This window comes from Brevibacterium sp. (assembly GCF_031179145.1).
Taxonomy (GTDB): domain Bacteria; phylum Actinomycetota; class Actinomycetes; order Actinomycetales; family Brevibacteriaceae; genus Brevibacterium.
Map to the genome: position 1 here is coordinate 18,164 of NZ_JAPSIB010000004.1, position 25,961 is coordinate 44,124.

A 25,961-nucleotide genomic window follows, 5' to 3' on the forward strand; every position below is an offset into this window, starting at 1 on the left:
CGCTACGGAACTCGACCAATTTGCTTTCTACCATCACTGACCCCGACTCCAGTTGCACCGAGTACACACTCGATAATGACCTTAACAGCACTGCGCCGTCGGCGATGTCAACAGATCAAGTGCGACCGGCCACACACTTTAGTCTCCGCGTCCGAAAGGCAAAGAGCCATGCCTGTTGGCTCAATACTCGCCCGCAACAGCCCCTCCAGCCTTAGCTTTGATCCATCCATGCTGGCAGTTCGTCGTTTCAGCAGATATGGGAAGTCATCCCAATCGGTCCCAGAGCATCCGCTCCCTCAACGCCGGTGCCAGCACCAGCGCGGACAGCACACTGCCGGCCAACAGCACCCAAGCGCCGAAGTACGTGAACAGTTTGAGTTCCGGGGCCAGTGGCGGACCGAAGTTCGCCGCCATCATGATCACTCCCCCGAGGATCAGCGCTGCCGCAATGATGACGAGAACGAATTGCTCGACGGTCGATTTGAGCAGGTTCTTGATCATCGTGATGTCCAGTCCCTTGGTTCCAACGTCCAGGGTTCCGTCCTGAAGATGGTCAGCGATCCGTGAGAGCTGCCCAGGCAGCTGAGCCACCTGTGGAGCTGTGGTCGCCGCGTACAGAGCAAGCTCGTGCCGATCGACGCCCAGTCCCCCGACTTCTTTGATTAAGGTGCGACCATTCTGTGTCACAAGCTGCAGCAGGTTGAGTTTCGGATCGAGCTTCATGATCGATCCCTCTAGCGTGCTAATCGCCCGGAACGCCGTTGCCACGGAGCTTGGCATGGGGAACCCGAAGTCGACCACGAAGTCGATAAGCTCACCGAACAGCGCCGCCGAAGTGGAGCCCGGCAGGCCATCTCCGTACTTGAGGAGAATCTGCCCGACCTCTCGCTGCAGTTCCCGCAGGTCTACTCCACTGGGGCTGCCGAGCAGATCGAGGATTGCCGCTGTCGCAGCTTGAGAGTTCTGGGAATCGAAGGCCATTAGCAGCAGGGCGATCGCTCGGCGATCGCGCTTGTCGATGCGTCCTACGGCACCGAAATCGACAAGTCCCGCACGACCGGCCGACGAGATAACAATGTTGCCCGGGTGCAAGTCGGCATGGAAAATGCCCTTCCCCAGCACCTGCCGGACCACCATGAGGAAGAGGTCCTCGGCGAGTTCTTCCCTCGCAAGCTGTGACAGATCCTCGAGTATCTCGCCGGCGTGAGAGAGAGGAACGCCCTCGACGAGATCCATGACGAGGACGAACTGCCCCGAAAGCTCCGAATGCACTCGTGGGATCCGGATGCGGGATTCCGCGTTCAAAGTGCGACCGTTCTCATCCGCCAGTCGCAGGGCCTCAATATGAGCGAGTTCGCCACGGTAGTCGAGTTCTCCTTTGAGAGACGCGACGAAGCTGCGAGCGAGCTTGGCGATCCCGACCTTGCGGGCCCAGTCCGTCGATCGCTCGAGCCGTTCTGCGAGGGTGAGGACGATGTCGCAGTCGGCTCTGACCTGCTTGCGGATCTTCGGGCGCTGAACCTTCACGGCGACAGGGTTGCCTTCCCACGTCACCGCGCGATGAACCTGGGCGACAGACGCGGCGGCGAAGGGGACTTCGTCGAACTCAGCGAACACCTTGGCGACGGGATGTCCCCATTGCGCTTCCAACTGTCCCTTCACCTCGGCGAAGGGCACCGGTGGAACTGCGGACTGCAGGGTGGAGAACTCCTCAACGAACTCATGCGGGATCATGTCACCGCGGGTGGCGATGAACTGGCCGAGCTTGACGAAGGTGACGCCGGCTGCGGCCATCGCGTCACGGGTTGTGGAGGCGATCTCGCGCAGGGATACGCGCAGCGTCGGAATTCGCGGTTTGAGGTAGCGAGCGAGGCCGAAACGGATGAGTATCTTTTGGATCTGAGCGAGGCGGTTGAATCGGCGGTACCAGGTGGGGACTTTCGGCGCCGAGCGCAGCATCGCGGTCAGAGATCCGCTGGGCAGGACGAGCTCGATGGCGAGCAAGATGAACATCTGGATGACGATGAACCAGGCGAATAGGAGCAGGAACACCATGATCGCCGGGAAGCTCATGTCGAGGGTGGGGTAACGGCCGCTCTCGGCGATGCCGAGCATCCGGTAGGCCTGCAGGGTAATCGGCCAGATCGAGAGTCCGATCGCCAGGGACACGAGGATGTTGCGAGCCGCTCCGGTGCCGGTGAACATCATCCGGCGCACAAGGAACCCGATGATCACCGCATTGATGAGTCCCAGCCCGATGGTGTACAGAATCGTCATCCGTGCTCCCTTCTCCTCAACGTGTCCAGCCTAGTTGATCGGGGACTGGGGTGGGACTGAGAGTCAGAAGGGTGCGGTACTTACCTACCGCAAGTTCCGCGACCTGGTTGCCCACGAACGACAGCTCGAACCTACAACGTCAGGGAGACGCGCGACCTAAAACGAGCGCCGCCTTAAGAATAAGAACAAACGATAGTTCCCATGACAGGATGAGGCGTCGCGACCTATTTCATCAGCCAACTGCCAAGACGTTTCCAACACCAAACCACTCTTCCGCCGTCGCCAATGTCGCGAGGGTCGGTTTGTGAACGTACACGAGGAGATTTTCCTTGGCGCGACTGCATGTGACATAAAGCATCATCCGGGATCTAGATTCGATCGAACCATCGCTATCAGGCGCGGCCATAAGTTTCTCGAAATTGTACATGTTCCATCCGCCGTTATCGAGCGATACAAAGATATTATCCCATTCCGAACCCTTGACACCGTGTTGAGTCGAGTAAGGCGAATGATCCTCAACGTATTCGTATAGACGCGCGATCTCCTCGAACGGCACTTCACACACTCGCGCAAACCGATAAGGGTGCTTCTCCTGAAAACGCACAACAGCGTCCTTACGGGTCACCAGTCCTGAGAAGTCAGCGTATTCGATCACCTCACCGATAAGAGCACAATTCATTTCCTCGAGATGTTCAAGACTAGTTGCAATACGTCTCCGCTCCGCGATGCTCGTCAGGGATGTATCTAGGGCCCTGATTACCGCGTTGAACTTGCCATCCCGGTAAAGAGACCTCAGCTTCTCGATACTAACTAGATGATTGATCAGCGCATCCCGCTTTTGACCACGGTCACGGTCATCGAGATCGGAGACCTTCTTAGTGCCGAGTAGCTTATCCGAATTGCTAGATGTAGCCACCAAGTCGTGGAATGAGTAACTCGAAGCAAACGGCAAGAGGTGAGGATCCGCCTCAAAGGCTTTTTGAACTATCGGAGTCATTGTGGCATTTTGCTGATTGTCTTCGAGCACCTTACCGAAACTCACCCCGTCTTCGACTAGGATACCTTTACTAGCAAGCCTATCGCGAACCTTCTTAGCATACTCGACCGCACGATCTTTGTCGTATATCTCCATAAGCCGAGGAAACCTATTCTCACGAGCAATGGCGGACTTACCAAGATAGAGAATCTTCAAGTCCTGCGAGGCGAAACTCCAACCCCTGCAAATCGGCAGCTGCTTTAGGCTGGCAGTATCAAGTTCATCTTTCTCAGTGTAAATAAATCGCGCGGAACCTTCCTTACCAAAATTGGGCGCGTTCCGGTCTTTTGCCTGGACTTGCTTCAATCCATCAGTACGCAGATTATTAATGACCCGAATGACCGAAGCAGGATTCCGCCGGTTTTGCTTTTTAGTGATTAGATTCAGTCGACCGTTCTCCTTGGCACATGCGATTAATTCTTTGCTAGCCCCACCTTCGTGAATAGCTTGTTCGCCATCGCCGAAGAACCCAATCCTCAGGCTTCGTTGCGTTGGCTCCGGAAGAACTTCCAGCAGTATCTTCAACACGTCTACAGGCGTGTCTTGATACTCATCGACGAGAAGATAGTCATATCTATCTGCAAGAATTTTCGAAAGCGTTGGGTGCTCCGCGAAGAGGAACAGAGCCACCTTGAGTACTTCTGCGTGGGAGATCTCCCCCTCTGCGAGGTTCAGCCATTCCTTGTAACTAATCGGCCTTTTCCAGAGATGTGTATCGATGGGGGCGTCAAGGGTAGATTTCATCGCACCTTCACCCACAAGAGCTACCAACGCTTCGCGAATATTCTTCTGATAGCGAGAAATCAACGACCAGAGGAACTCGTGAATTGTGGAGACCTGCAGACTTGGAGTCGGAAAGCGGTTTCGAATTTCATTCACAGCAACGTTAGTGTAGGTCACACAGACAACTCTGGCTTGTGGAGTTTCAGCGTATATCTCTTCAAGGAAGCCCTGCATAGAGTAGGTCTTGCCACTGCCTGCACCGCCCGTCATCAGGAAGTCGCGACCAGCCCGAGCATGAACGAGAGCTTCAAGTACCTCACACTCAACGGCACCCATTAGGCATCCCTCAGCCAGAGAAGGCCCTCAGATATGTACGACGGAATCTTCCAGCCGGTACTAGTTTCATTCGAGCCAGTTTCGGCGTAAATAACATCCAGTGCGAAGTGAGTCTTCTTGCTTATACAGTTCTCCGCGAGCTCATACGCAGTTCTCGATGGATCGGAGAATAGTGCGGTGTTCTTGAGTCCTCTGAACGATTCTAGGTGATCCACAATGAACTGACGATTTATGTGAATGAATGCGTCCTCGTAGCTACGTGCCTCGTATCCCGCCTCCGGAGTCTGATAAGCGACAAATAGGAAGGGGGCTTCTGCTGCAATTTCCCAGACGCCATTCTTCTTTGAAAGTTGCTTTTCCGCCCTGGCGCGACTGCGAAGTCCCTGCAGATCCCCTTCGTCATCCAATCTGGACTTACTGAGTCGAAAGTAGTACTTGAGTGCCCCGTTAGTAGTATGAGTCCCACTCGTCACAGCCACACCCGCCGTGCGCTTCTTTCCCTTTTCCCCCGTTAATACAACGGCACTGTCTATGTCCGTGATTATGAGCGCTTTGAGGCCAGTAAATTCGAGGAAGTTATCGAAAACTTGCGAGTGAGCTCCGACTTCGACGACCGAAATGTTCTGAGACCCCAAAGGCGATTCGCAGTCGAGGTCACCTTCGTCAATTTTTCGCATCATCGCGCGCATAAGGATTCGCTCTGTATCGCCCTCGATGAGCACCGCTTTGTCAGCAAAGAATAGTTCCGCCCTTGTAAGGGTCAGGTACTGCTTAAGGAAGTGGTACTGCTTCGGATCATTTGAGTACTTTTCTTCAAGATCAGTCATGTTTCTTGCTTCGACGTGGTCGTCGATGCGGCGAAAATACTTTATATCAGCGAAATCGCTCTCCGATGTAATGTGCGATGAATGCGTTGTTAGAACTGTCTGTAGCTGTAACGCATGATTCTTTTTGTTTTCCTTAAGGAGCGCCTTGACCTGTTTAATGAAAATGTACTGAAGTTGCGGATGCGTGTGCGCCTCAGGTTCTTCAATAACCAATAGATTGATATCTGCAGTGCCCGCCTCGGTAGCCGTTCGCATACGCAGTACTCGAATTTCAATCTCCATAACAATGGCGATGAGGTTAAGGTATCCGAGCCCGTTGTGGTCCTCCGGAAGCAGAGAGTCCGGGTCCCCGTACTTGACCGTAGTACTGTCATTCAAGAGGGTTTCTGGCTGGATATTCGAGAGAATATGAATGTCTCCAGTGAGTCCGGCCTTCGCCCCGAACAGCTTGACCTTCTGCATCACGTCTTTGAAAACGCTCGCATAGGTCTCCGAAAACTTCCGGTCCGTGAAAGCGGCTTGCGCGGCCAATTGTATGAAACCTTCGCTGGCTTCGTTTCCACCAGTGTGATCGTTAAAATACTGACTCGAAAGTCGGGAAAGAGCCCGGCCTGAATTCTTTCCTCCTTTGCCTGCATCTCGATTTTCCACGGATCTCCTTGCGCTTACGTACTCGAGGTTCAGCACGCGACGGATGAGACGCTGGTCGTTTGTGAGGTCGAGAATGTTGCTTGCGTCTTCTGGATCAAACGACACAACATTTCGAATCAAATATCCCTGGAGGTTCTTGGACAAAAAGCGGTGAGCCTCATCTCGTCTATCGACGGCAGTGATTTTGTTATTCAACGCCCTGTCTATCGAAGCCAAGCTGCTGGCAAAATCCGCATGAAGCAACCCGAATTGTTCTGGGGAGATTTCGCTCCTGAACCGAAGGTGCACGGTGCGTGCTTCTGGCGACAGATTAACCATCAGGCTAGATAAGTTTCGCAGATTGTCAGTTTCGTCGTATTGGATCTCTACGGTAAGCGCAATACTGAGATCCACTTCCGGATAACAAGCTTCTTCGGTCATAAGTGCCGACACCAGCGTTTTCTGGGTAGCGATCGAGAAGTCTTCGAATACGTAAGATTGTGACCCCGCAAGTGAGGCAATCAGGACGTTCAGGAGAGACGTTTTGCCGGTGTTGTTTTTGCCAATGATAAGCGAGAGGTCGTCTCGTAGATCTAGTTGGAAGTTACTCAGCAGACGGTACCCATCCACGCTAACCCTGGCAATTTTCAATTACTTTCTCCTACTCAGTACCTTGTGCCTGCTTATGACGTTGCCTATAGTATAGTCGATGTTGTCGGAATTTCGGACTATCTTGGCAGTTCGAATTGATCCGGTAGCCCCGGCCGAGTCCGAGACCTTGACGTGAGCTGTCGCGAACGAGCTTGCCCAATGCCATGGCTGTGGCGGTGAGCTCGCTGAACTCGGCGGCGAGCCCAAGGGCAATAAGGAACAGGTTGGCCTTGTAGAGGCGAGGTGACGTCGACCTGGGCGCCGGTTACAATCAGGAATGGTTGTATTCGAGAACCAAAGGCCCCATCCTGTTAGAGGTCGAGACCGAATGCCCGGCCGCGCTGTCGTCGGGGGTGTAGCCCACATAGGAAATCAAAGCGGAACAGGCTCTATGAAGGCCCTCTACTGTTGAGGGGGTAGAACCTGGAGCGAATGGCTTCCGTCTCCAGCCGACGTTGCCAGGTGCGGATCCTCGACCGCTGAGCGATTGCGGTGGCCGTAGAGTTGTCGCCGCTAAGTTGCGCAACCGCACGGAGGCCGTGAAGTGCATTCGATGTCCATATTTCGGCCCTACATAGTTCGGGGACTCGGATGAGCTTCTGGGCCGTCGGCAATCCCTGAGATCTTGCCGCGGTGAGCATATGATGCGCTGTCGTCCCGGGGAGGATCGGCAAAGTCGGGTCGGGGAAGCAGAGGGTGTCACCTTCCCACCACAGGAGACTCGATGTCCCGGTCTCGAGGACGTGGCCTTCGGCGTCGTAGAGCAGGACGTCGTCGCAGTCGTGCTTGTCCTTGGCTTCTTGTCGCAGTTCGTTGAGCAGCGGGATATCGGGGCCTTTGATTCGCGGGTTCTTCCGTGGATCAGGGAACGGTGGGATCCAGAGTTTCATCTCGCGAGTGCGTAGGGGTGCTGGGCGAAGACGGAAAACGAGAGCCGGAGTTACACCAGAGGCGCCAGGTGCCACGAACTCCACTCTCGGGAACCACTCCCCCTCCTCTGGGACGAGCGCGACCAACTGGTGCCAGAAGTCGTCCGTTTCCGGCACTGGCAAACCGAGTTCACGGGCGCTGCGGGTGAAGCGATCCCGGTGCGGGTCGAGGCTCAGCGATTTGCCGTTGTCGACGAGCCAGGAGTCCGCCACCAGCAGCGGACCGTCGATCTCAGTTGGCTCGAAGCATGATTCGCGAGCGTTCCAGATCCAAGCGGTCATGATGGCGTCACTGGTTCGGCTGATCGCCCTGGGAACTCAGCCTCGCCCAGCAATCGGAGGAGGGGGCGGGCCTTGACGATGGTCTCCTCGTATTCCGCGACCGGATCGGAGAGTGCGACGATAGCTCCGCCAACGCCATAGCGAAGCTTGCCGTCTCCGATAGTTGCCGTGCGGATGAGCACACTGAGATCAACGGCTCCGTTCAGCGAGAAGTACCCAATGACACCGCTGTAGACACCGCGGGGCCCGTCCTCGAGCTCGTCGATGATCGACATCGTCCTCAGTTTCGGCGCACCGGTCATCGATCCCGGTGGAAAGGCTGCTCTGATGCAGTCGACTGGGCTCGACTTGTCATCGAGTTGCGAACTCACGGTCGAGACCAATTGATGCACGGTCGCGTACGTTTCAATGCCGAAGAGAGTGTCCACCTTCACTGAACCGAGTCGCGCGGTCCGGCCCAGGTCGTGCCGGACAAGGTCGACGATCATCAGGTTCTCCGACCGGTCCTTCTCGGACGAAACCATGTCACTGATGAGGGCTTCGTCCTCGGCCGGCGTGGCTCCGCGCGGACGCGTTCCCTTGATCGGCTTCGATTCGACCCGACCTTCAGCTGAGATTCGGACGAACCTCTCCGGCGAGGTGCTGAGCACGCTGACCTCAGGGCTGGTGAGGAATGCACCGAACGGGGTCGGATTGTCAGTTCGCAATTGCCGGTATGTGGCGAGGGGGCCCTTCGTCCAGGGCGTCTCCAGCATGGTCGTCAGACAGACTTCGTACGTCTCGCCATCGGTGATGAGCTGCTGGGCCTGATCGATGCGGTCCAGGTACTCGGCTCGTGGGTGTCGCACTGTCAAAAGTTGAGAGGAAGGCTCGTCCTCCAGGACGTCGAGCGTAGAGATGTCCGGCTTCAGCTCGGCGCCCTCTGAGTCCTGGCTCGGCAAAGGCGCTCGTGCCGAGTCGTAGCTCGGTGAGGGCGTGTGTTCGTTCCCCGACTTATCGATTGCGCCGGCCACCGAGTCGAACCAAGCCTGGCAGTCGTCCTCTCCCACTCCATCTCCACTGAGCGCCAGGAGGTAAACAGTATCCGTCTCGTGGTCCACGACGAGCGCACGATCGAGGAACATCATCAGCGCATCTGGCCGATCCGACACGTGTTTGAGCGGCGAACCGACCTCGGCTTTGAGCTCGTATCCGAGATACCCGACCCATCCGAGGCGGAACTCGAAAGGCAGCTCAGGCGTCGCCTCGGCGAGGGTGAGGTGGGTCGAGGCCATGTCTACATTGAGCCAGTCGAAGAAGCCGGAATCAATGGTTTCGGTGCCAGTTGCAGTCGTGATCGCGACGGTACCGGCAGCGACGTCTGCGCGAGCGACACGGCTCAGCGGGCCGGTTGGGGCTCCCATGATCGAGAAGCGGGACGAAGCGTGACCGGGCAGGTTGCCGTCGAGCCAGACCGCTGTCTCCTCACCGGCAAAGAGAGCACCGAACAGAGTCTCGCTCGTTGTCGTGAGAGGCAGCCGACGCGCATGGAGGACCAGCCGACGAACGTGGGTCGAACGGCGCTCGTCAGTCGTCTCGGCAGGAACCGATACTCCAGCACAACTGACACTCGGCACAACTCCATGCTCCGCCTGCCACTTCCTGGTCAGGTCGGCGAAGTTCCGGACAAGGTCCATCCCGTGTTCGGTGGAGATCGATTCGGGGTGGAACTGCACACCCCACTGGGGACGGGTCCGGTGACGCAGTCCCATGACGATGCCGTCACGAGTCTCCGCAGTGACCTCGAGCTGGGCGGGCACCTCGGTGACGGTGAGCGAGTGGTAGCGGACGACGTTCAGCGGTGACGTCAGGCCGGCGAAGAGGTCCTGTCCGGTGTGTTCGATCGCCGAGACCCGCCCGTGCATGGGCGTGGGCGCATGGTCGACGGTTCCTCCACCGCCTGCGGCCATGCCCTGGTGGCCGAGGCAGATCCCGAGGACGGGGATCTGAGCCAGGGCGAGCACCTCGGCGCAGATCCCGAAATCCTCACTCTTCTCGGGAGCACCGGGACCCGGGGAGATCACCACATTGTCGAACGACTCGAGCACGGACACATCCCACTGGTCCCAGTCGTTGGACACGACGACGGGTTCGCAGCCGTTCACCTCGGCGAGGTAGTGGAAGAGGTTGAACGTGAAGGAATCGTAGTTGTCGACCAGCAGCGTGCGCAGCGGCGAGTCACCCGTCATGGTCTGTCGGCACCGTTCCAGTCAGACCATCAGCCGAGGACGAGCCGGCGGGAGGTGTCGGTGAGTCCGGCGGCGGCCTCGACGAGCAGCGATTCGCGGGTGTCGGCGCCGGCGCGCACGAAGCGGCCGGTGAACTCGTCCAACTCCCCCGAGGCCAGCGCCAACGCCAGGTCGGTGACCTGCTCCGGGCTCGTCCAGTCGGCCTCAGTGCGGGAATCGTGAACGGGCATCGACTTCGTCATCTCGGTCTGGACGACGCCGGGCGCCATCTCGAAGATCCGCAGGCCCTTGTCCTGACCGTACTTCACGACGGAGTCGGCGATGCGGAACAGTGCCGCCTTCGACGCCGAGTACACCGCGTAGGCCGGCGTGCCCTGCGCTCCGGAACCGGAGTTGAGGTCGACGATGCGCCCGAGGCGACCCGTCGCCTGCGCGTTGTCGATGAGCACGGGGGCGAAGGCGTTGATCATCAGCGCCACCCCGAGCACATTCGCGCCCACGACTCCGGCCAGGCTCTCCGGCTCGGCCTCCCACAGCGGACCCTCGGTCGATTCGATGCGGCCGGCGTTGTTGACCAGCACGTGAAGCCGGCGCCCGGTCTCCTTCTCGAGGGCTCGCACATCGTCGCGGAAAGCCTGGACGGAGCCGGCGTCATCGACGACGAGGCCGAATCCCGATGCCGCTCCCCCGGTCGCTGCGGCGATCTCCGCCGCTGAGTCACGTGCGGATCCCGCCGAGGTGGCGGTCAAGGCCACGTGGTACCCGGCCGTGGCGAACCCCTCGGCGAGGTACCGGCCGATTCCCCGCGATCCTCCAGTGATGACGGCGATCGTCTCATTCGGCTGATTCTCTGACACTGTTACTCCTCGTCAGTTAGTTGACGGCACTCAGCTGCGGACCTGAGCGCCGTGCCGTTCGGTGGCCAGGGCGGTCGCGGCTTGGCGCATCGCGGAGGCCTCGTCGGCCTTGAGCGTGCGGCCGGGGGCGCGGAAGGTCATCCGGAACGCCAGCGACTTCTTCCCCTCCGGCAGCTGATCGCCGGTGTAGAGGTCGAAGATCTCGAGCTGTTCGAGCTCCTCCCCGGCGCCCTCTTCCAGGGTCGCGGCCAGGGTGGCGGCGGGCAGGTCCGAGTCGACGATGAGCGCGACGTCCTGGCGGGACACCGGGTAGGTCGACAGGGCGCCGGCCCAGCTGCGCTGGTCGGTCTGAGCGAGCAGCGCGTCGCCGTCGATCTCGAAGGCCACGGTCCGTGCCGGCAGGCCGAGGTTCTCGCACACCTTCGGGTGGAGCTCACCGGCGTAACCGAGGACCTGTCCGTCGGCGAAGACGAACTTCGCCAGGCGACCGGGGTGCCAGGGCGCGATCTGGTCGGCTTCCACGGAGACCTCGACGCCGTTGACGGCGGCGATCCGGCGGACCGTGTCGATGACGTCGGTCGCCTCGGCGGGCCGTCCCTTGCCCCAGACTCCGGGCACCTCGATGTTGCCGGCGATGATGCCCGCGTAGTGGAGTGGTTGCCTCGGCACGGAGGCGTAGATCTCGGCGAGTTCAGCTTCGGTCGGGTGGTAGCCGGGCAGGTGCCGCGGCCCCGGGCCGGTGGGCAGCCCCGCCGAGGTGGACACGAGTCCCACTTCGAACAGCGCCACGTCCTTGGCCCCGCGCCCAAGGTTGCGGACCACCGTGTCGACCAGGGTCGAGAGCAGGGTGGTGCGCATGAGCGGCAGGTCTTCGGACATCGGGTTGGCCAGGCGCACATGCGCCCGGCGCTCGTCGTCGGCCTCGAGACGGAACTGGTCGTCGCGCTTGTCCGAGGTGAATGGGTAGCTGAGCACCTCGGTGTAGCCATCAGAGGCAAGCAGGTTGGAGATCCTCCGGCGCGTCCGCTGTGCCTCGGTCAGTCCCTTTCCGGCGCGGGCGGGTGGCTGCACCGAGGGGATGCGGTCGTAGCCGCCGGTGCGGGCGACTTCCTCGATGAGGTCGATGTCGGCGGTGATGTCCGAACGCCAGCTCGGGACGGTGACTGTCAGGGTCTCGTCGTTCTTCGACTCGACCTCGGCGCCGATCCCGCGCAGCAGCGAGGTGACCTCATCGGCCGAGTAGTCGACGCCGACGACGTATCCGACGCGGGCGACGTCGAGGTCGATGACGGTCGGCTCGGGGTCCTGACCGTACCGGGTGGTCGCGGGGCTGAGCGTGCCGCCGCCGAGGTCGACAAGGAGGTCGGCGCAGCGGCGGGCAGCCACGGGTCCGAGCTTCGGGTCGACTCCGCGCTCGAACCGGCGGGAGGCCTCCGAGGACAGCTTGTGGCGACGTGAAGTGCGGGCGATGGAGATCGGGTCGAAGTGCGCGGCCTCGATGACCACCTCGGTGGTCTGGCCGTTGACCTCGACGGCGGCTCCACCCATGACTCCGGCTAGGCCGATGATCTTCGACCCGGTGGGTCCTCGGTCCGTGATGAGGAGGTCCTCGGGATTGAGCTTGCGCTCGACGTCGTCGAGGGTCGTGAACTTCTCCCCTGCTTCGGCTCGACGGACGACGATCTCGTCGGCGAGCAGCGCGCGGTCGTAGGCGTGCAATGGCTGCCCGAGTTCGAGCATGACGTAGTTCGTGACGTCGACGACGAGGCTGATCGGACGCATGCCGGCCTGCTGCAGCCGGCGCTGCATCCAGAACGGGGTCGCGGCGTTCGGGTCGAGGCCGGTGACCTGCAGGGTCGTGAACTGGTTGCATCCGGGAACGCCGTCGATGGGTCCGGAGTCCTCGATCACGACAGGGTAGCCGTCAGAGGTGGGGGCGTTCACCTCGGCGACGGAAGCACTTCCGAAGTCGGTGAAGTTCTGTCCCTTCATCTGCGCGTACTCGCGGGCGATGCCGCGCATCGACAGCTGGTAGCCGCGGTCGGGGGTGACGTTGACGTCGAGGGTGACCTGGTCGAGGCCGAGCAGCGCGATCGCGTCGTCGCCGGGCTCACCGGTCAGGCCAAGGTCCTTCAGCACGATGATGCCGTCGTGATCCTCGCCGAGGCCGAGCTCACGGGCCGAGCAGATCATGCCGTCGGAGGTGTGGCCGTAGGTCTTGCGGGCGGCGATCTGGAAGTTCCCGGGCAGCACGGCACCGGGCAGGCACGCGACGACGAGGTCGCCGACTTCGAAGTTGTGGGCACCACAGATGATGCCGCGGCTCGGGCGTTCCTCGCCGGGCTGCGGGTCCTTCGGGTTGTCGGCGGCCTCGTTGTGCTCGGGTCCGGCGTCGACGCGGCACCAGTTAATGGTCTTGCCGTTGGAGTGCTCTTCCTTCTCGATCTCGAGCACGCGGGCGACGACGAGGGGGCCGGTCACCTCGGGGCCGTAGAAGTCCTCTTCCTCGAGACCGATGGCGGCGAACTCCGCGGCCAGGGCGTGGGGATCGGTGTCGGCGGGGAGGTCGACGTAGTCGGCCAGCCAGTTCAGTGGGACGCGCATATCAAGCCTTCATTCCGAAACGGGCCGAGAAGCGCACATCGCCTTCGACCATGTCGTGCATATCGTTGATTCCTTCACGCAGCATCAGGGTGCGCTCGATGCCCATGCCGAAGGCGAAGCCCTGGTAGACGTCGGGATCGATGCCGGCAGCCTTGAGCACATTGGGGTGGACCATGCCGCAGCCGCCCCATTCGATCCAGCCAGCGCCGCCGACCTTGTTGGGGAACCAGAAGTCCATCTCGGCGCTGGGTTCGGTGAAGGGGAAGAAGCTGGGGCGCAGGCGGGTCTTCGACTCGGGGCCGAACATCTCGCGGGCGAAGCCGTCGAGGGTGCCCTGCAGGTGGGCCATGGTCAGGCCCTTGTCGATGGCGATGCCCTCGATCTGGTGGAACACCGGGGTGTGGGTGGCGTCGAGTTCGTCGGTGCGGAACGTCTTGCCAGGGCACACGACATAGAGCGGGACACCGCGTTCGAGGAGAGAGCGTGACTGGACCGGGGAGGTGTGGGTGCGCAGTACGAGTCCCGCCTCGGCGGGGTCGACGAAGAACGTGTCCTGCATCTGGCGGGCAGGGTGGTCGGGTCCGAAGTTGAGCGCATCGAAGTTGAGCCACTCGGATTCGATCTCGGGGCCTTCGGCCACTTCCCAGCCGAGGCCGACGAAGTAGTCCGCGGCCTGCTCTTGAATCAGAGACAGGGGGTGGCGAGCGCCGAGCTGCCGGCGGTTGCTCGGAAGGGTGACGTCGATGGACTCCTCGACGAGGACGGCGGCGTCGCGCTCGGCCTCGAGCTCTTCCTGCCTCTTGTCGAGGGCTTTCTTGACCTGACCGCGGGACTTGCCGACGATCTTGCCGGCAGCGGCCTTCTCGCTCTTGTCGAGTCCGCCGATCGCACGGTTGGCGAGCGCCAAGGGCGACTTGTCCCCCGTGTGCTCGATCTTCGCCTGCTTGAGATCGTCGAGGGTACTCGCGTCCGCGAACGCCTTGATCGCCGCTTCCACGGCAGCGTTCACGGCAGACTCGTCCAGAGGGTCGAGTTGGTCAGTCATCAATGTCCTTACGGCTTGGGTCGAGGGGCGCATGTGTCCGGCGCTGTCGTCGGGTATCCAATCGTGCATTCTATCGCTTCTCGACTGGTGTGTGCCGCCCAGGTCGAGAGGCGAAACATTGACGGTGCAGTGTGAATCGGATTACGTTTGGAGTCTTGTCGGACTGGTTGTCTGACGTCTTGTTCGACGTTTAGTCGGTTGTCCTATCTGACGTCTTGTCGGTCGTCGTGTCTGATGTCTTGTCGGTCATTCCTGAGGTGGCATGCCATGGCCAAACTGATCTACGTGAACAACATGAGCCTCGACGGCTTCATTGAGGACGAGAACGGTGGCATCAACTTCTTCCCCGTGGATCCCGAGGTGTTCCGATCTCACACTGACCTCCTGCGCTCGGCGGGCACGTTCCTCTACGGGCGGGGGCTCTACGAAGCGATGGCCGTCTGGGAGACCGACCCGTCTTTGGCGGCACAGTCCGACTCACTGGCCGAGTTCGCGAACGCCTGGCAGAACGCGGACAAGGTCGTGTACTCCACGGCGCTGACCGAGCCTGCGACGGCTAATACTCGGATCGAAAGTGACTTCGACCCGGATGCAGTACGTGAACTGAAAGCCGCGGCCGGCGGGAACCTGACCATCGGGGGTGCGAACCTCGCCGCCCAAGCATTGAAGTTGGGTCTCGTTGACGAGTGCCATCTGTACGTCATGCCCGTCTCCCTCGGACGCGGCAAGCCGGCACTGCCGACCGATTCACGCCTCGAGTTCTCGCTTGTTGACGAGCACAGGTTCTCCAACGGGGTTGTTCTCCTCAAGTACCGGCCTGGCGGAAGGTGACTGCTCGCAGGTGAACTGTCTCCGGGGGCAGTGACCTGTTTGCACATGTGAAGTGTCCGCGCGGATGACTCTGGGCCCGCCCACGCACTGCTTCGTACTCGAAGCCCCGGCTAAGGTTGCTGACATGGGCAAACAACGCGGGACCACCGCAAGACCAGCTGTTCGGCACCGTCGACCGGACTCGCCGTCGTCTACTGGCTGGCGTCACCTCCACGTCCTGCGTCGGCTCACCCTCATGCAGGTTGCGTTCCTGCTGCCCGCCCTCGGCCTGGTGGCAGCGTTCTTGGTCGGCATCTCCCAGTCGATTTGGTCTTCTCTGGCCACGCTCCATGCGAAGAACCGTGGGCCTGCCGAAGTGTGCAGCGATCTGGTTTCGCAGCACCAAACTGATGAAATCAAGATCGTCGGCCGAGCACCATGGGGCTTCAATTGCGAAGCACAACTCAGCGACGGAACCATCGCCATGCAGGAACACTCCGCAGGCACCTCGGCGTTGTTCTATCTCGCCGCGGGTCTTGCCGTCCTCAGCCTATTGACCCTGTTCGGTGTCGCAATAGCGGCAATCGCGAAGTGGGCCGCGACGGCGCTCGTCGGGCGAACCGAAAGTCGAGCCGACGGCTGTGCCCAGAGCCGCACGTTCACCTGGGGAATCAGTCTCCTCATGGTGGGGTGCTTCCTCCTACCGTGGACAATCGTCGCCCAGCATGCCCTGTGGTATTCGGCGTCGAACTCCGGAGGCACCGTGGGCTGTCCCTCCACATTCCATAGCGCAGATGTGCTCGGTTACTCGATCGAAGCCAGCTACCTACCGCCCTATCTCACGTGCAGCGGCGATACGGCGTCGGGCGCTAGGTTCTCGGCGACTGCGTACGGGTTCCCGTTCCATGTGTTCCTCGGCTGCCTGGTGCTCTTCGCTGTGGCGGTTGGTCTGCTGATTGCGGCACGCCTCCGGAGGAAACGGCTCTAAGGCAAGCGACCTTCCCCACCTCGGTCGCCGAACCCGCGTCGCTGCGAAGGGGTGTCGACCCAGTCGCGAACACGTTAGTGTCGAAGCATGACGACGATTCAGACAGCTTCCGACGCAATGGTGCAGGCACTGGTCAATGAAGGCGTCGAGCGCATCTTCGGCCTTCCCGGCGAGGAGAACCTGCATTTCCTCGATTCCATCCGCCGCTCCAGCATCGAACTCGTCCTCACCCGCCACGAGCAGGCGGCAGCGTTCATGGCCGCCACCGAGGGACGCTTGACCGGCAAGCCCGGTGTCGTGCTCACAACGTTGGGTCCCGGTGCGCTCAACCTGGCCACTGGATCGGCCTACGCTCAGCTCGGCGGCATGCCGCTGGTGATGATCACCGGTCAGAAGGGCATCCTCTCCGCCGAGCAGGCCCGCTTCCAGATCGTCGACACTGTCGCCACGATGACCCCGCTGACGAAGATGACCCGGCAGATCGCCTCGGCGGCAATGATTCCCACCTTGGTCCGTGATGCCTTCCGCGTGGCCCTGGAGGAACGCCCGGGACCGGTGCACCTGGAGTTCCCGGAGGACATCGCCGCCACCCTGGTCGAGGAGATCACGCTTGTCCGGCCCCACGTCACCGACCGTGCGGTTGGAAGCGCGCATGCCTTGGACACCGCCGCCGAGGTGATCCGCCGTGCCGAACGACCCCTCCTCATGCTCGGCGCGGACGCCTCCCGAGTCGGCGCCAGCCGCTCACTGGCAGACTTCGTGGCCCGCGTGCGAATCCCCTACTTCACGACTCAGATGGGCAAGGGCACGGTGTCGGGATCGACCGAGCTGTACATGGGGACCGCCGCACTGTCCGAGGGTGACTATGTCCACGACGCGATCGACCAGGCCGATGTCATCGTCACCATCGGCCACGACACCACGGAGAAGCCGCCGTTCACAATGGATGAGGACGGGCCCACTGTCGTGCACCTCGGGTATCGCGCTGCTGTCGTCGAGCAGGTCTACTTTCCACAGTACGAAGTGATCGGTGACCTCAGCCCGACTCTCCCATTCTTGGCCGACCGGCTAGAGGGACAGGTGCCGCACGCTCAGGTGTTGCTTCCACTCCGGGAGGAAATCCTGGCCAGGGTGGGAGACCGGGCCACCGAGGATCGGTTCACTCCGCAGCGCATCGTCCACGAGGTGCGGGCGGTGATGCCCGAAGACGGGATCGTCGCTCTCGACAACGGAATGTACAAGATCTGGTTCGCCCGCAACTACCGCACGACGAAAGCCAACACGCTGCTGCTCGACAATGCCCTGGCCACGATGGGTGCAGGACTGCCCTCGGCGATGGCCGCTGCTCTGCTGCACCCGGAGCGTCGGGTGATGGCAGTCTGCGGTGACGGCGGATTCCTCATGAACAGCCAGGAACTCGAGACAGCCGTGCGACTCGGACTCAATCTGGTCGTCGTCATCGTCGAGGACTATGCCTATGGCATGATCCGCTGGAAGCAGGACGTGGAGAACTTCGATGACTACGGGCTGACCTATGGCAACCCCGATTTCGTCACCTATGCACAGGCCTACGGTGCCGCCGGCAGGCGGGTCAAGGACATCACGGAACTCCGCGGGGCCTTCGAGGAAGCGTTCTCTGCGGGTGGAGTCCACCTCATCGTCGTTCCAATCGACTACTCCGAGAACCGCAGGGTGCTCATCGACGAACTCGGGGACCGGTGATGAGAGGGGCACTGCCCTTCAGTTCAACCCGAGTGAGACTGCGATGCGATCGTCAGCGGACCACCGGGGAGAGCAGTTCAAGAATCTCGTAGTGCCCGACCCCCTCGACCACGGCAGGATCCGGCACGGTCAGGGCATGCGCCGCGTCGTGGTCTTCGGCCTGCGCGATGCAAAGGCCCCAAACGCCGGCCGGTTCGGCGACGGGACTGAAGATCAGAGCCGTCCCCTGTTCGAGGTGCTCACCCCAGTAGGCGAAGTGGCGCTCCATCGTTGCCTGTTCTTCATCCGTCATTGTGTAGGCGAAGTCGGTCCGCTTGGGAATCAGGCGGAAAAGATACCAGGTCATTTCAGGTGCTCCTTAAAGGCATTGAGGATGGAAGACCAGCCTCGATTGAACGCGCCCCCGGTGTAACCACCCGGAAGTGCGCATGTGGCATCGAGCTCCTGTGTCTCTAGGCGTTCCCAGCCCCGATGCTCAAGGTCGACGCGCGTGAGCCGGTCCTCGAGCGGCAGGAACCGCATCTCGACCTCTGTCGGCGTACCGGTGATGGTCCATGTCATCGAAAAGCCGGCAGGAGGATCCCACACCAATAAGGTTCCCCACGACCGGGTGGACCCGTCGTGCCACTGCTCGATGACTTCCCCACCGACTCGAGGCTCCAATTTGACGCTCGCGATCCGGGCGGAACCTCCGAAGGAGAAGGGGTCGAGCGGCCACCACTCCGCGAGGCGCCCGGTGAAGGTCTCGAAGGTGTGGATTTGATCGGCTGCGACGGTAGTCGTCTGCCGGATAGGAGGGCGTTGGAATGCCAGAACCTTCGCGTTCATCGCCCCTCCTCAGCGAGAAGTCGACCTCGGTCGAGGGCACTGCCCCACACGGAATCCAGCGCTCCATGCAGCTGAGAGAGCGTCTCGCGACACGTCCGATACAAGCGCCGAGTGCCGTCCCGCCGCTCGACCAGCAACCCAGCATCTTTCAGGACGGTCAGATGCTGGCTCACCGCACTTCGGGTCACGTCGAACTCTGCAGCGATCTCGCCGGCGGCTACCTCCCGATCGCCGACGAGGCGAAGAATGCCGCGACGCCGTGGTTGAGACAGTGCGTGGAAGCAAAGGTCGAGGTCCTGCTCGGACAGGGCAGAACCAGCGCTCATGCCCACAGTCCGACTGGGTTACCGTCGGGGTCTGCCATCATTGCGAACGATCCGAATCCTTCTGGCAAGGGCGTCGGCTCCACGAGCCGAGTGCCGCCCAACTTCTCGGCGCGCTCGAGCGCCGCGCCGAGGTCATCCACTTTGACGTAGATCTTCACTCCCTTGTCACTCGCCCCCTCGGCGGGGCCGATGCCGCCGCCCAGGGCGCCCTCGCCCGACTGTGTATCGATCAGTGCGTACGGCCCCCAGGCGGGATCGGAGTTGACCGACCATCCGAAGAGATCGGAGTAGAAGTTGCCGAGACTCTCGTGGTCATCACTGACAATCTCGAACATGGCGACTGGCTGTCCCATGGCACCTTTCCTTTCGTTAGTTTCTACTTACGTTAGCACTCTCTAACGCAGAGTCAAGACCGAGTTTCTCGGGCGAGCGGCGTGAGGAAGAAGCCGGCCAGATGCGTGGATGCCGATTCCGAGATCGGGAGCTCAGCGACGAGCGCCAACATGTCGCGTTGCAGTTTTTTGGCTGCTGCGCCGTCGAGCCGAATCGGGATCCAGTTGAAGACGATCGCGGGCGCCCCGTCGTCCTGCAGATCTCGGCTTTCAGTCAGGGACGATGTCACATCGAACCGCTGGCTGCCGTCCTCGGCGCGGTACAGTCTGACCGCCCAGTCGAGCACCCCGTACCGAATTGCCAACTGCGACAGTGCGTTGAGGAAGGACTCGCGGCCATTGGCGTCGAGCGCATCGAACAACCGGGTGATATCGCTCAACGGTAAGGACGCCAGCGGTGCGCGGATCTCGGCAGCTGCCCTGTAGATCGTCACCGGACGGCCTTTGCGTCGCTCCTGCCGGACCTCTGCCAGTACGCCACAGTCGACGAGCCGGTGCACGCGGTGGGCAACGCGTTCAACGCGCTCGCCGAGCAGCGCCGCAGTCTGGCCGATGCTTCGCTCCTGGCCGAGGAAGGGCACGAGGTGGCGACGATACTCCGGGTTCAGGAGTAACCCAGCAGCAGAGTCGTCATCAAGGACTTGGACGTCTCCATGAAGAGAGGAGTCAGGGTTTGTCATGCTTCATTATCAGCGCAGACCTACTTCACAATCAGGGTGTTGGATGAAGTAGGTCTCCGGGGACGAAGTCTCCATGAGCACCTCTATCCGCGTCCTCACTCGCATTTCTCCAGCCACAGATCGGATGAGCTGGCCCAGTGTCGTCGCGTGGCACCTGCTTCCGAGCCTGACCCTCGCCGGTGTCGCTGTTGGAGGAGGCGAAGTGCTCAATGCGTTCGGTCTGCCAAGAATCTGGGCCCTGCTCGGTGGGGTGATCGTGGTTCAGGTTCCGTTGCTCCTCGCACTCTGGGCTCGCCTTCGCACCCGAAGTCGACTGTCAATGGGAAACACACCGCTGAATCGGCGGGACCGACGGTTCACGACTTTCGCTGCGACGCTCGTTGCCGCTTTCCTGCTGCCAGGGTTCGTGTCCTGGAGTGAACCAATCATCCGTCATTGCCTATTCGATTGGCTCCCGGATTGGTGGAGAACCGGTTCGACTTCACTCGTCGGCATGAACGCCACAGAGTCGGCGATCACGCTTGCGCTCTGGCTCCTCGGCCCAGTTCTCCTCGGTCCAATCGCCGAAGAGCTGTACTTCCGAGGAGAGCTTCTACCGCGCATTCCCGCAGGTCCGTGGATGGCCGCAGCCGCCAACGCCGGCTTGTTCGCGGCATATCACATATGGCAGCCTTACGCGGCGCTGACTGTCTTCCTCTTCGCGCTGCCCATCGCCTTTGCGCGAGCACGCTTAGGCGCCAGTATGGTTCTCTGCACGACCGTGCACTGCCTTGTGAATCTCAGCATGCTCGTCGCTTTCCTCACTCACTCGACCACGCGGTGACCGGAGCGGAACCAATGCCACCGAACTCTTTGACGGTCGTCAGACCAGCGAACATCCTGAGTGGACGTGGAGGACCTAAGCTGGCCCCATGAAACCTCTGACGACTGTGTTGTCGCTTCCGGTCTCAAACCCTGAAGTGACGCTGACCTTCTACCGTGACGGCTTGGGCTTGGACACGGAGGGCATCGATGAGGGAATCGTCGCGTTCGAGCTGCCCAACCTCTCGCTCTTCTTCATCGAGACGAACGAGTACTTGAGCTATCTGGGGTACTCCGGCAACGCAGAGCTCCCGATCCCAGCTCCCGGCGCGACGATCATCTCGTGCGCATTCGGCAGCCCGGAAGAGATCGACGACATTCTGCGTCGAGCCGAGTTCGCAGGTGGACGCGCCTATCCGCCGGTGAACGAAGACGGTTCGTACATGGGGTACTTCTCGGACCCTGACGGACACATCTGGGAACTCGTCGCGAACGCCACCACGGCGCAGGCTGCAGCCGCTCAAGTCTGAAGTCAGATCACATCTGCTGGCTACCGACGAGCCGGTACAGGACCATCCACCATGTGGCGCGCGGCGCGCGCGTCTGGGGGTCCATCGGTCAGTGCGTCCTTTCGCTCTCGCTTCGTGTTTCCACCGTTTCGGCACGCTGAGAGTGACGGACGGACATCAGACCGCCGACCGCGAATGACACCAGGATGCCCAGCAGCGGGTACCACCGCCAGGCAACCCACACCTCTCCGGTCACGTACTTCTCCATCCCGAAGAAGAACGCGTTGACGGCGACGGCGAATCCGAAGCCGACATAGGCGTCCAGTGCCCGTGCATTCTTGTGGACGCTTCCGAAGACGAAGACGCCCAACAAACCGCCGAAGGTGATGCCGGCGACACCCAGGGCAAGGATACCTATATTGCCCTCATCTGACTAGAATATCGTGGCTGGGGAGATGAATGCCAATCCCAAGGCGACCGTCGCCCATCGACCGGCCCGCAGGCCCTCCTGGTCGGTCAGCGGGGTCTTCTTGATCCGGGCATAGAAATCGGTGACCGTGGAGGAGGACAGAGCGAACAGAGACGAGGACAGGGTCGACATCACAGCGGCGATGATGCCAAGCAACAGAAGTCTGGAGAGACCCGCAGGGAGCCCGCAGCTTTCGCTCGATCCCGGACTTGCCTAAGCACAGAGCGCCTCTCGCCGGGCGGCGGTGAGTGAGTACACCGTCTTGTTGAGAAGGGTTGACTGAGAAACCGTTTGGACCATGACGTGACCGAGTTTAGAAAGGCGTCGCAGTTCACTGTAGATGTGGTTTTGATCCGACACCGGGTGCACATCACCTCGTGATACCGCCGCCCAGTTCCGGATGTCGTACCCACTCAGATCATGACCGAAGGACAAAAAGCCCAAGGCAAGGTAGGCCGTCTCCGGTAGGGGCGAATCGGAATTTGACTTGACACTCGGGTCAACCTTCCATTATATGTGCCTATGACTAATATTCATTCTTATCGCGGTATAGTGCCACTGGCAGCCACTATTTGCTTCTTGTTAGGCAGTTTTACCTACTTCCGGTTGGGCCCGCCGGCGGACCTCAGGGCTGTGATCGGCGGCAGTCCGGTCGATTCGACGTTCGCTTGGAAACCCGACGACCTGGCCGACCAGTTGAACTCGCTCGATGATCACTCGCTGTCCCTCTACTCGGGCTACATAGTGGGTGACTTTGCATTCGCGACCGCTTTCGCCGGATGGGGGGTAGTCGTGCTGTTGTGGGCAAGCCAGCATATTCGCCTGCCGTGGATGCTGAGCGTCGGCACTCCCGCGCTCGTCTGGCTCCTCGAGGTCGTGGAGAACATCTGGTTTCTGACGGCGATTTCAAGCTGGCCCACACTGCCCTCGAGCTCATCCGCAATTAGTATCGTCACTTCGGCAAAGCAGGTGACCGCTGGCATCATGTGCGGCGTCGTCATCATTGGAGGCACTTTGGCGCTCTGGCAACTTCACCGGCAACGCGCCATCAGACACCAAAAGGTAGAACCAAAATGACCGATCCAAACGACGCAGTCCGGCTTCGCCACCCTGCGGGTAAACACGCGCCGAACGTTCAGCGTTCAGTCTATGAGCCGACGCGAACTGCCATCCTTCAAACCCTCAGCGACCATCCTAATTTACTCTTTACCGAGCTTCGCGAACAGGTTGAGCAGCGCACGACAATAACACTCTGGACAAAGAACTCGCTCGGATGGTACACCACGGCCGTCAAGCTTGACCTCGAAGCGCGTGGCTTGATCAAGCGAGCCGGCCAACCACAATGCCTCGAACTTACCGATTCGGGTCGCGCCGCCTTGGACGCGTTGAGATGCACAGGCAATGACTTCCGAAACGGCACCGAAACGCCACGACAGTAATGAATTGACTGGTAACGCTCCCGCGTTATTTCCCGCCCGGGTAGGAACTCCTCGGCATGCGGGCTTCGTCGATCGTTCTACGCACAGGAGGCATCATGGATCTCACTGAAGTGACCCTGCGGAACGTTTACGAGTATCACGCAGAGGCTGTCTTGGCCAGTCTCGCTCCCGCTGATCCTTAGAGTGTCCGCTTATCAGGCCAACAGTTACATTTTCGTGCGATGCACCGGTTATGCGAGAGATGCTCGCTGGATTCGGAGCCCCATGGAATTGCTCTTTATCCGCAGTTCCACTTCAAGGAGGTTCACGGAGCCAGGGCCTCCAAGGACACAATCAGGCGGATCACGGAGAAGTTCGCCGGGGAACTGGCTCAGTGATCCGCCCTCCCGCTGGATGCGATCTACCCGGTGATAATCGTTGATGCGGTTGCCCGCCTTGGTCCGTGTCGGTCCGGCACGCAACAGCCCGTTTTTAGGTCATCATGGGCGTGACCACGAACGGGGAGCGGGAAATCCTGTGCTGCCTCGCTGCCAGCGTCGGCATTCAATGGGCGACAGCTTGGTGGCCGTACTTCTCGGCCAGGAGGACGGTGGTTGCGTTGAGCTTAGCCAGCTTGTGTCCCGGTTTGGACGTCCTCGCCGTCTTAATAGTGTTAGCTATCACTGAGAGGAAGGGGAGCAACATGAAGTACGCATTGCTGATCTACGACACCCAGGAGGTGTGGAGCGACCGGACCGAGGCCGAGGTGGCGGAGGTGATGAGTCGCTATGCGGCAGTGGGAGCTGACTCGGCTACCGTTGGTGGCGAGCAACTTCAGCAACCTCAGAGCGCGACCACGCTTCGGATCGTTGACGGTCGTGATCTCGTAACTGACGGACCGTTCGTTGAGTCCAAGGAGTACCTCGGGGGCTTCTACCTGATCGACGTCCCCGATCTCGATGCTGCGATGGCGGTTGCTCGCCGCATCCCGGCTGCGGCAGAAGGGGGTGCGATTGAGATTCGACCCGTGGTGGAGCGTGTCAGGTGATCGAGGCGATCTTCCGGGAAGAGTGGGGTCGCCTGGTGGCGTCCCTATGCCGCGTCCTCGGCGATTTTGACCTCGCCGAGGATGCGGCCCAGGGGGCCTTCGAAGCTGCCGCGAGGCACTGGCCGCGTGACGGCGTACCCGACAACCCGAGGGCGTGGCTCCTCACGACGGCTAGACGAAAGGCCATTGACGAGCTCCGACGAGTCAAGCGGTTGACGGTCGGCGTGAGCGAGGCCCGCTTGGACAGCGAATCGGAGCTGACCAAGGGTGATGTCCAGATTGCGCTCCACTCGGAACAGCCGACTGTGCCGGACGGACGCCTCGAGCTGATCTTCGCGTGCTGCCACCCAGCACTGGCGCGTGAGGCTCAGGTTGCGCTGGTGCTCAGGTCTCTCGTCGGCATGAGTACTGCCGAGATCGCGCGGGCGTTCTTGGTTTCCGAAGAGACCATGAAGCGTCGGCTTACCCGGGCGAAGACGAAGTTGCGCACTGCTGGTATTCCTTTCGAGCAGCCCCGCTCGGAGGATCTCGACACCCGGCTGGAGGCGGTGCTCTCCGTCATCTACCTGCTATTCAACGCGGGCTACGCCGGCAGGGGCGATCTGGCTGATCGGGCGATCTGGTTCGCCCGAGTGATGACCGCCCTGCTCCCGCACGTTTCCAAGATTCACGGTCTCCTCGCACTGATGCTGTTCCACGAGTCCCGGCGTGACGCCCGAGTCATCGACGGAGCGTTTGTCCCTCTGCCCGAGCAGGATCGTGCCCGTTGGGACTATCGAATGATCGACGAGGCCAAGGAACGGCTCGAGCGCGCACTTTCCAGCCGAGAGAGCTCCACTTATACCATTCAGGCGCAGATTGCCGCCGAGCACTGTCGCGAAGTAGTCGATTGGCACCGGATCGTCGCGCTCTACACAGACCTGCAACAATTGCTGGACTCAGACATCGTGACGCTCAACAAGGCGATAGCGGTCGCACACACCGAGTCCCCCGACAGCGCTCTGCAAATGATCGAAGATCTAAACCTGCCGAACTACCACTACCTGCACTCTACCCGTGGCGAGCTTCTCCACCACCTCGGCAGAACCGCAGAGGCCAGAGCGGAGTTCAATCTCGCCCGGGAACTGGCCGATTCCGAACTCGACCGGACCTTCCTAGCCAAGCGCCTACAGCAGTTACCAGACGTCCGCGGGGACAACCCGCACATCGACAAAGGGGACGTGATATGACCCAAGCGGAGGAAATCTTCGACAGCATCGCCAGGGATCTCAGCGGTCGTCCCGGCATTGAGCAAAACCGACGAGGGAGTCTAATCGTCCCAGGCGGAGTACGAGGCGCCGTTCGCGCGATGACGAGTCACGGGCGAATCGTTGTGAAGCTCGATCCCGAGCGCACTGCCGCCCTAGTAATCGACGCCGTCGGCGAGCACTACAAAGACCAACGCAACGCCTGGCTCGAACTTCGCGCCGATCTCGAGCCGGACCAGATCCGTGCTCTGATCGCTGAAGCTCTCCAGCCCTAGCCCAAATTCCGGCCCGCAACGCA

The 25,961-nt window shown here is 60.8% G+C and carries 24 protein-coding genes and 1 pseudogene; 10 read left to right on the forward strand and 15 right to left on the reverse strand.

What is annotated here, in order from left to right; translation table 11 throughout:
- Nucleotides 1-264: 264 nt before the first annotated feature.
- The 8 genes from RIT73_RS04435 to pheS all read right to left on the reverse strand — a co-directional run bounded on the left by RIT73_RS04435 (nucleotide 265) and on the right by pheS (nucleotide 14,425).
- Nucleotides 265-2,277, reverse strand: coding sequence for an AarF/UbiB family protein (locus tag RIT73_RS04435; RefSeq protein ID WP_309130846.1), 2,013 nt, complete (start codon nucleotides 2,275-2,277; stop codon nucleotides 265-267).
- 232 nt (nucleotides 2,278-2,509) lie between these two features.
- Entirely contained in the window at nucleotides 2,510-4,372 is a 1,863-nt protein-coding gene (locus tag RIT73_RS04440; RefSeq protein ID WP_309130847.1) for a UvrD-helicase domain-containing protein, read from the reverse strand.
- The gene (locus tag RIT73_RS04445; RefSeq protein ID WP_309130848.1) at nucleotides 4,372-6,480 is read right to left on the reverse strand and encodes an ATP-dependent endonuclease; all 2,109 of its coding nucleotides are present in this window, start codon (nucleotides 6,478-6,480) and stop codon (nucleotides 4,372-4,374) included. Before RIT73_RS04445 ends, RIT73_RS04440 begins: the two co-directional genes overlap by 1 nt.
- 389 nt (nucleotides 6,481-6,869) lie before the next feature.
- Nucleotides 6,870-7,691 carry an aminotransferase class IV gene (locus RIT73_RS04450; protein WP_309130849.1) on the reverse strand — a complete coding sequence of 274 codons (822 nt, stop codon included), beginning with the start codon at nucleotides 7,689-7,691 and terminating at the stop codon, nucleotides 6,870-6,872.
- Nucleotides 7,688-9,919, reverse strand: coding sequence for an aminodeoxychorismate synthase component I (gene pabB, locus RIT73_RS04455; RefSeq protein ID WP_309130850.1), 2,232 nt, complete (start codon nucleotides 9,917-9,919; stop codon nucleotides 7,688-7,690). The genes RIT73_RS04450 and pabB overlap by 4 nt, the downstream gene beginning before the upstream one ends.
- Nucleotides 9,920-9,948: 29 nt before the next feature.
- On the reverse strand, nucleotides 9,949-10,776 hold the full coding sequence (locus RIT73_RS04460; protein WP_309130851.1) for an SDR family oxidoreductase: 828 nt from the start codon (nucleotides 10,774-10,776) through the stop codon (nucleotides 9,949-9,951).
- Nucleotides 10,777-10,806: 30 nt separating this feature from the next.
- Nucleotides 10,807-13,380, reverse strand: a complete 2,574-nt coding sequence (gene pheT / locus RIT73_RS04465; RefSeq protein WP_309130852.1) for a phenylalanine--tRNA ligase subunit beta — start codon at nucleotides 13,378-13,380, stop codon at nucleotides 10,807-10,809.
- 1 nt (nucleotide 13,381) lies between these two features.
- Nucleotides 13,382-14,425: a phenylalanine--tRNA ligase subunit alpha gene (pheS, locus tag RIT73_RS04470; RefSeq protein WP_309130853.1), complete on the reverse strand. Its 1,044-nt coding sequence runs from the start codon at nucleotides 14,423-14,425 to the stop codon at nucleotides 13,382-13,384.
- 267 nt (nucleotides 14,426-14,692) lie between these two features.
- Here pheS and RIT73_RS04475 point away from each other — a divergent pair, with 267 nt between their 5' ends.
- From RIT73_RS04475 to RIT73_RS04485, 3 genes are all read left to right on the forward strand, one after another.
- Entirely contained in the window at nucleotides 14,693-15,256 is a 564-nt protein-coding gene (locus tag RIT73_RS04475; RefSeq protein ID WP_309130854.1) for a dihydrofolate reductase family protein, read from the forward strand.
- Between the two features lie 235 nt (nucleotides 15,257-15,491).
- Entirely contained in the window at nucleotides 15,492-16,223 is a 732-nt protein-coding gene (locus tag RIT73_RS04480) for a hypothetical protein (RefSeq protein WP_309130855.1), read from the forward strand.
- Between the two features lie 87 nt (nucleotides 16,224-16,310).
- On the forward strand, nucleotides 16,311-17,945 hold the full coding sequence (locus RIT73_RS04485) for an acetolactate synthase large subunit (RefSeq protein ID WP_309130856.1): 1,635 nt from the start codon (nucleotides 16,311-16,313) through the stop codon (nucleotides 17,943-17,945).
- 52 nt (nucleotides 17,946-17,997) lie between these two features.
- Here the strand turns inward: RIT73_RS04485 and RIT73_RS04490 are convergent, their stop codons facing one another.
- The 5 genes from RIT73_RS04490 to RIT73_RS04510 are packed head-to-tail and all read right to left on the reverse strand — an operon-like array spanning nucleotide 17,998 to nucleotide 20,171.
- On the reverse strand, nucleotides 17,998-18,291 hold the full coding sequence (locus tag RIT73_RS04490) for a YciI family protein (protein WP_309130857.1): 294 nt from the start codon (nucleotides 18,289-18,291) through the stop codon (nucleotides 17,998-18,000).
- Nucleotides 18,288-18,773: an SRPBCC domain-containing protein gene (locus RIT73_RS04495; RefSeq protein ID WP_309130858.1), complete on the reverse strand. Its 486-nt coding sequence runs from the start codon at nucleotides 18,771-18,773 to the stop codon at nucleotides 18,288-18,290. Before RIT73_RS04495 ends, RIT73_RS04490 begins: the two co-directional genes overlap by 4 nt.
- Nucleotides 18,770-19,099: a metalloregulator ArsR/SmtB family transcription factor gene (locus RIT73_RS04500; RefSeq protein WP_309131034.1), complete on the reverse strand. Its 330-nt coding sequence runs from the start codon at nucleotides 19,097-19,099 to the stop codon at nucleotides 18,770-18,772. Before RIT73_RS04500 ends, RIT73_RS04495 begins: the two co-directional genes overlap by 4 nt.
- Nucleotides 19,096-19,452, reverse strand: a complete 357-nt coding sequence (locus RIT73_RS04505; RefSeq protein WP_309130859.1) for a VOC family protein — start codon at nucleotides 19,450-19,452, stop codon at nucleotides 19,096-19,098. Before RIT73_RS04505 ends, RIT73_RS04500 begins: the two co-directional genes overlap by 4 nt.
- A gap of 53 nt (nucleotides 19,453-19,505) precedes the next feature.
- Nucleotides 19,506-20,171 (reverse strand): hypothetical protein, encoded by a 666-nt coding sequence (locus RIT73_RS04510; protein WP_309130860.1) that lies wholly within the window; start codon nucleotides 20,169-20,171, stop codon nucleotides 19,506-19,508.
- A 493-nt stretch (nucleotides 20,172-20,664) separates the two neighbouring features.
- Here RIT73_RS04510 and RIT73_RS04515 point away from each other — a divergent pair, with 493 nt between their 5' ends.
- Both RIT73_RS04515 and RIT73_RS04520 read left to right on the forward strand, forming a co-directional pair.
- Complete coding sequence (locus RIT73_RS04515) at nucleotides 20,665-20,994, forward strand: type II CAAX prenyl endopeptidase Rce1 family protein (RefSeq protein ID WP_309130861.1); 330 nt, start codon at nucleotides 20,665-20,667, stop codon at nucleotides 20,992-20,994.
- Between the two features lie 88 nt (nucleotides 20,995-21,082).
- Complete coding sequence (locus tag RIT73_RS04520; RefSeq protein ID WP_309130862.1) at nucleotides 21,083-21,502, forward strand: VOC family protein; 420 nt, start codon at nucleotides 21,083-21,085, stop codon at nucleotides 21,500-21,502.
- A gap of 88 nt (nucleotides 21,503-21,590) precedes the next feature.
- Here the strand turns inward: RIT73_RS04520 and RIT73_RS04525 are convergent, their stop codons facing one another.
- Together RIT73_RS04525 and RIT73_RS04530 are read right to left on the reverse strand one after the other, a co-directional pair.
- The gene (locus RIT73_RS04525; RefSeq protein WP_309130863.1) at nucleotides 21,591-21,854 is read right to left on the reverse strand and encodes a hypothetical protein; all 264 of its coding nucleotides are present in this window, start codon (nucleotides 21,852-21,854) and stop codon (nucleotides 21,591-21,593) included.
- 60 nt (nucleotides 21,855-21,914) lie between these two features.
- Nucleotides 21,915-22,118: pseudogene (locus RIT73_RS04530) on the reverse strand (sodium:solute symporter); the annotation flags it as partial.
- Nucleotides 22,119-22,472: 354 nt separating this feature from the next.
- Here RIT73_RS04530 and RIT73_RS04535 point away from each other — a divergent pair.
- From RIT73_RS04535 to RIT73_RS04550, 5 genes are all read left to right on the forward strand, one after another.
- A complete protein-coding gene (locus RIT73_RS04535) occupies nucleotides 22,473-23,027 on the forward strand; it encodes a hypothetical protein (RefSeq protein ID WP_309130864.1) in 555 nt (184 codons plus the stop codon).
- Nucleotides 23,024-23,389 (forward strand): hypothetical protein, encoded by a 366-nt coding sequence (locus RIT73_RS17200; protein WP_375294973.1) that lies wholly within the window; start codon nucleotides 23,024-23,026, stop codon nucleotides 23,387-23,389. The genes RIT73_RS04535 and RIT73_RS17200 overlap by 4 nt, the downstream gene beginning before the upstream one ends.
- A 481-nt stretch (nucleotides 23,390-23,870) precedes the next feature.
- Nucleotides 23,871-24,416: a YciI family protein gene (locus RIT73_RS04540; protein WP_309130865.1), complete on the forward strand. Its 546-nt coding sequence runs from the start codon at nucleotides 23,871-23,873 to the stop codon at nucleotides 24,414-24,416.
- Nucleotides 24,413-25,645: a sigma-70 family RNA polymerase sigma factor gene (locus tag RIT73_RS04545; RefSeq protein WP_309130866.1), complete on the forward strand. Its 1,233-nt coding sequence runs from the start codon at nucleotides 24,413-24,415 to the stop codon at nucleotides 25,643-25,645. Before RIT73_RS04540 ends, RIT73_RS04545 begins: the two co-directional genes overlap by 4 nt.
- Nucleotides 25,642-25,938, forward strand: coding sequence for a hypothetical protein (locus tag RIT73_RS04550; protein WP_309130867.1), 297 nt, complete (start codon nucleotides 25,642-25,644; stop codon nucleotides 25,936-25,938). The genes RIT73_RS04545 and RIT73_RS04550 overlap by 4 nt, the downstream gene beginning before the upstream one ends.
- The last annotated feature ends 23 nt before the right edge of the window (nucleotides 25,939-25,961 follow it).

Excerpts from the sequence above, each read along its gene's own strand:
- RIT73_RS04510 (WP_309130860.1), bottom strand. The coding sequence starts at position 20,171 with ATGACAAACCCTGACTCCTCTCTTCATGGAGACGTCCAAGTCCTTGAT.
- pheS (WP_309130853.1), bottom strand. The coding sequence starts at position 14,425 with ATGACTGACCAACTCGACCCTCTGGACGAGTCTGCCGTGAACGCTGCC.
- pabB (WP_309130850.1), bottom strand. The coding sequence starts at position 9,919 with ATGACGGGTGACTCGCCGCTGCGCACGCTGCTGGTCGACAACTACGAT.
- RIT73_RS04505 (WP_309130859.1), bottom strand. The coding sequence starts at position 19,452 with ATGGGACAGCCAGTCGCCATGTTCGAGATTGTCAGTGATGACCACGAG.
- pheT (WP_309130852.1), bottom strand. The coding sequence starts at position 13,380 with ATGCGCGTCCCACTGAACTGGCTGGCCGACTACGTCGACCTCCCCGCC.
- RIT73_RS04450 (WP_309130849.1), bottom strand. The coding sequence starts at position 7,691 with ATGACCGCTTGGATCTGGAACGCTCGCGAATCATGCTTCGAGCCAACT.
- RIT73_RS04495 (WP_309130858.1), bottom strand. The coding sequence starts at position 18,773 with ATGAACGCGAAGGTTCTGGCATTCCAACGCCCTCCTATCCGGCAGACG.
- RIT73_RS04435 (WP_309130846.1), bottom strand. The coding sequence starts at position 2,277 with ATGACGATTCTGTACACCATCGGGCTGGGACTCATCAATGCGGTGATC.
- RIT73_RS04520 (WP_309130862.1), top strand. The coding sequence starts at position 21,083 with ATGAAACCTCTGACGACTGTGTTGTCGCTTCCGGTCTCAAACCCTGAA.
- RIT73_RS04490 (WP_309130857.1), bottom strand. The coding sequence starts at position 18,291 with ATGACCTGGTATCTTTTCCGCCTGATTCCCAAGCGGACCGACTTCGCC.
- RIT73_RS04550 (WP_309130867.1), top strand. The coding sequence starts at position 25,642 with ATGACCCAAGCGGAGGAAATCTTCGACAGCATCGCCAGGGATCTCAGC.
- RIT73_RS04500 (WP_309131034.1), bottom strand. The coding sequence starts at position 19,099 with ATGAGCGCTGGTTCTGCCCTGTCCGAGCAGGACCTCGACCTTTGCTTC.
- RIT73_RS04540 (WP_309130865.1), top strand. The coding sequence starts at position 23,871 with ATGGGCGTGACCACGAACGGGGAGCGGGAAATCCTGTGCTGCCTCGCT.
- RIT73_RS04485 (WP_309130856.1), top strand. The coding sequence starts at position 16,311 with ATGACGACGATTCAGACAGCTTCCGACGCAATGGTGCAGGCACTGGTC.
- RIT73_RS04535 (WP_309130864.1), top strand. The coding sequence starts at position 22,473 with ATGACTAATATTCATTCTTATCGCGGTATAGTGCCACTGGCAGCCACT.
- RIT73_RS04440 (WP_309130847.1), bottom strand. The coding sequence starts at position 4,372 with ATGGGTGCCGTTGAGTGTGAGGTACTTGAAGCTCTCGTTCATGCTCGG.
- RIT73_RS04515 (WP_309130861.1), top strand. The coding sequence starts at position 20,665 with ATGAACGCCACAGAGTCGGCGATCACGCTTGCGCTCTGGCTCCTCGGC.
- RIT73_RS17200 (WP_375294973.1), top strand. The coding sequence starts at position 23,024 with ATGACCGATCCAAACGACGCAGTCCGGCTTCGCCACCCTGCGGGTAAA.
- RIT73_RS04475 (WP_309130854.1), top strand. The coding sequence starts at position 14,693 with ATGGCCAAACTGATCTACGTGAACAACATGAGCCTCGACGGCTTCATT.
- RIT73_RS04480 (WP_309130855.1), top strand. The coding sequence starts at position 15,492 with ATGCAGGTTGCGTTCCTGCTGCCCGCCCTCGGCCTGGTGGCAGCGTTC.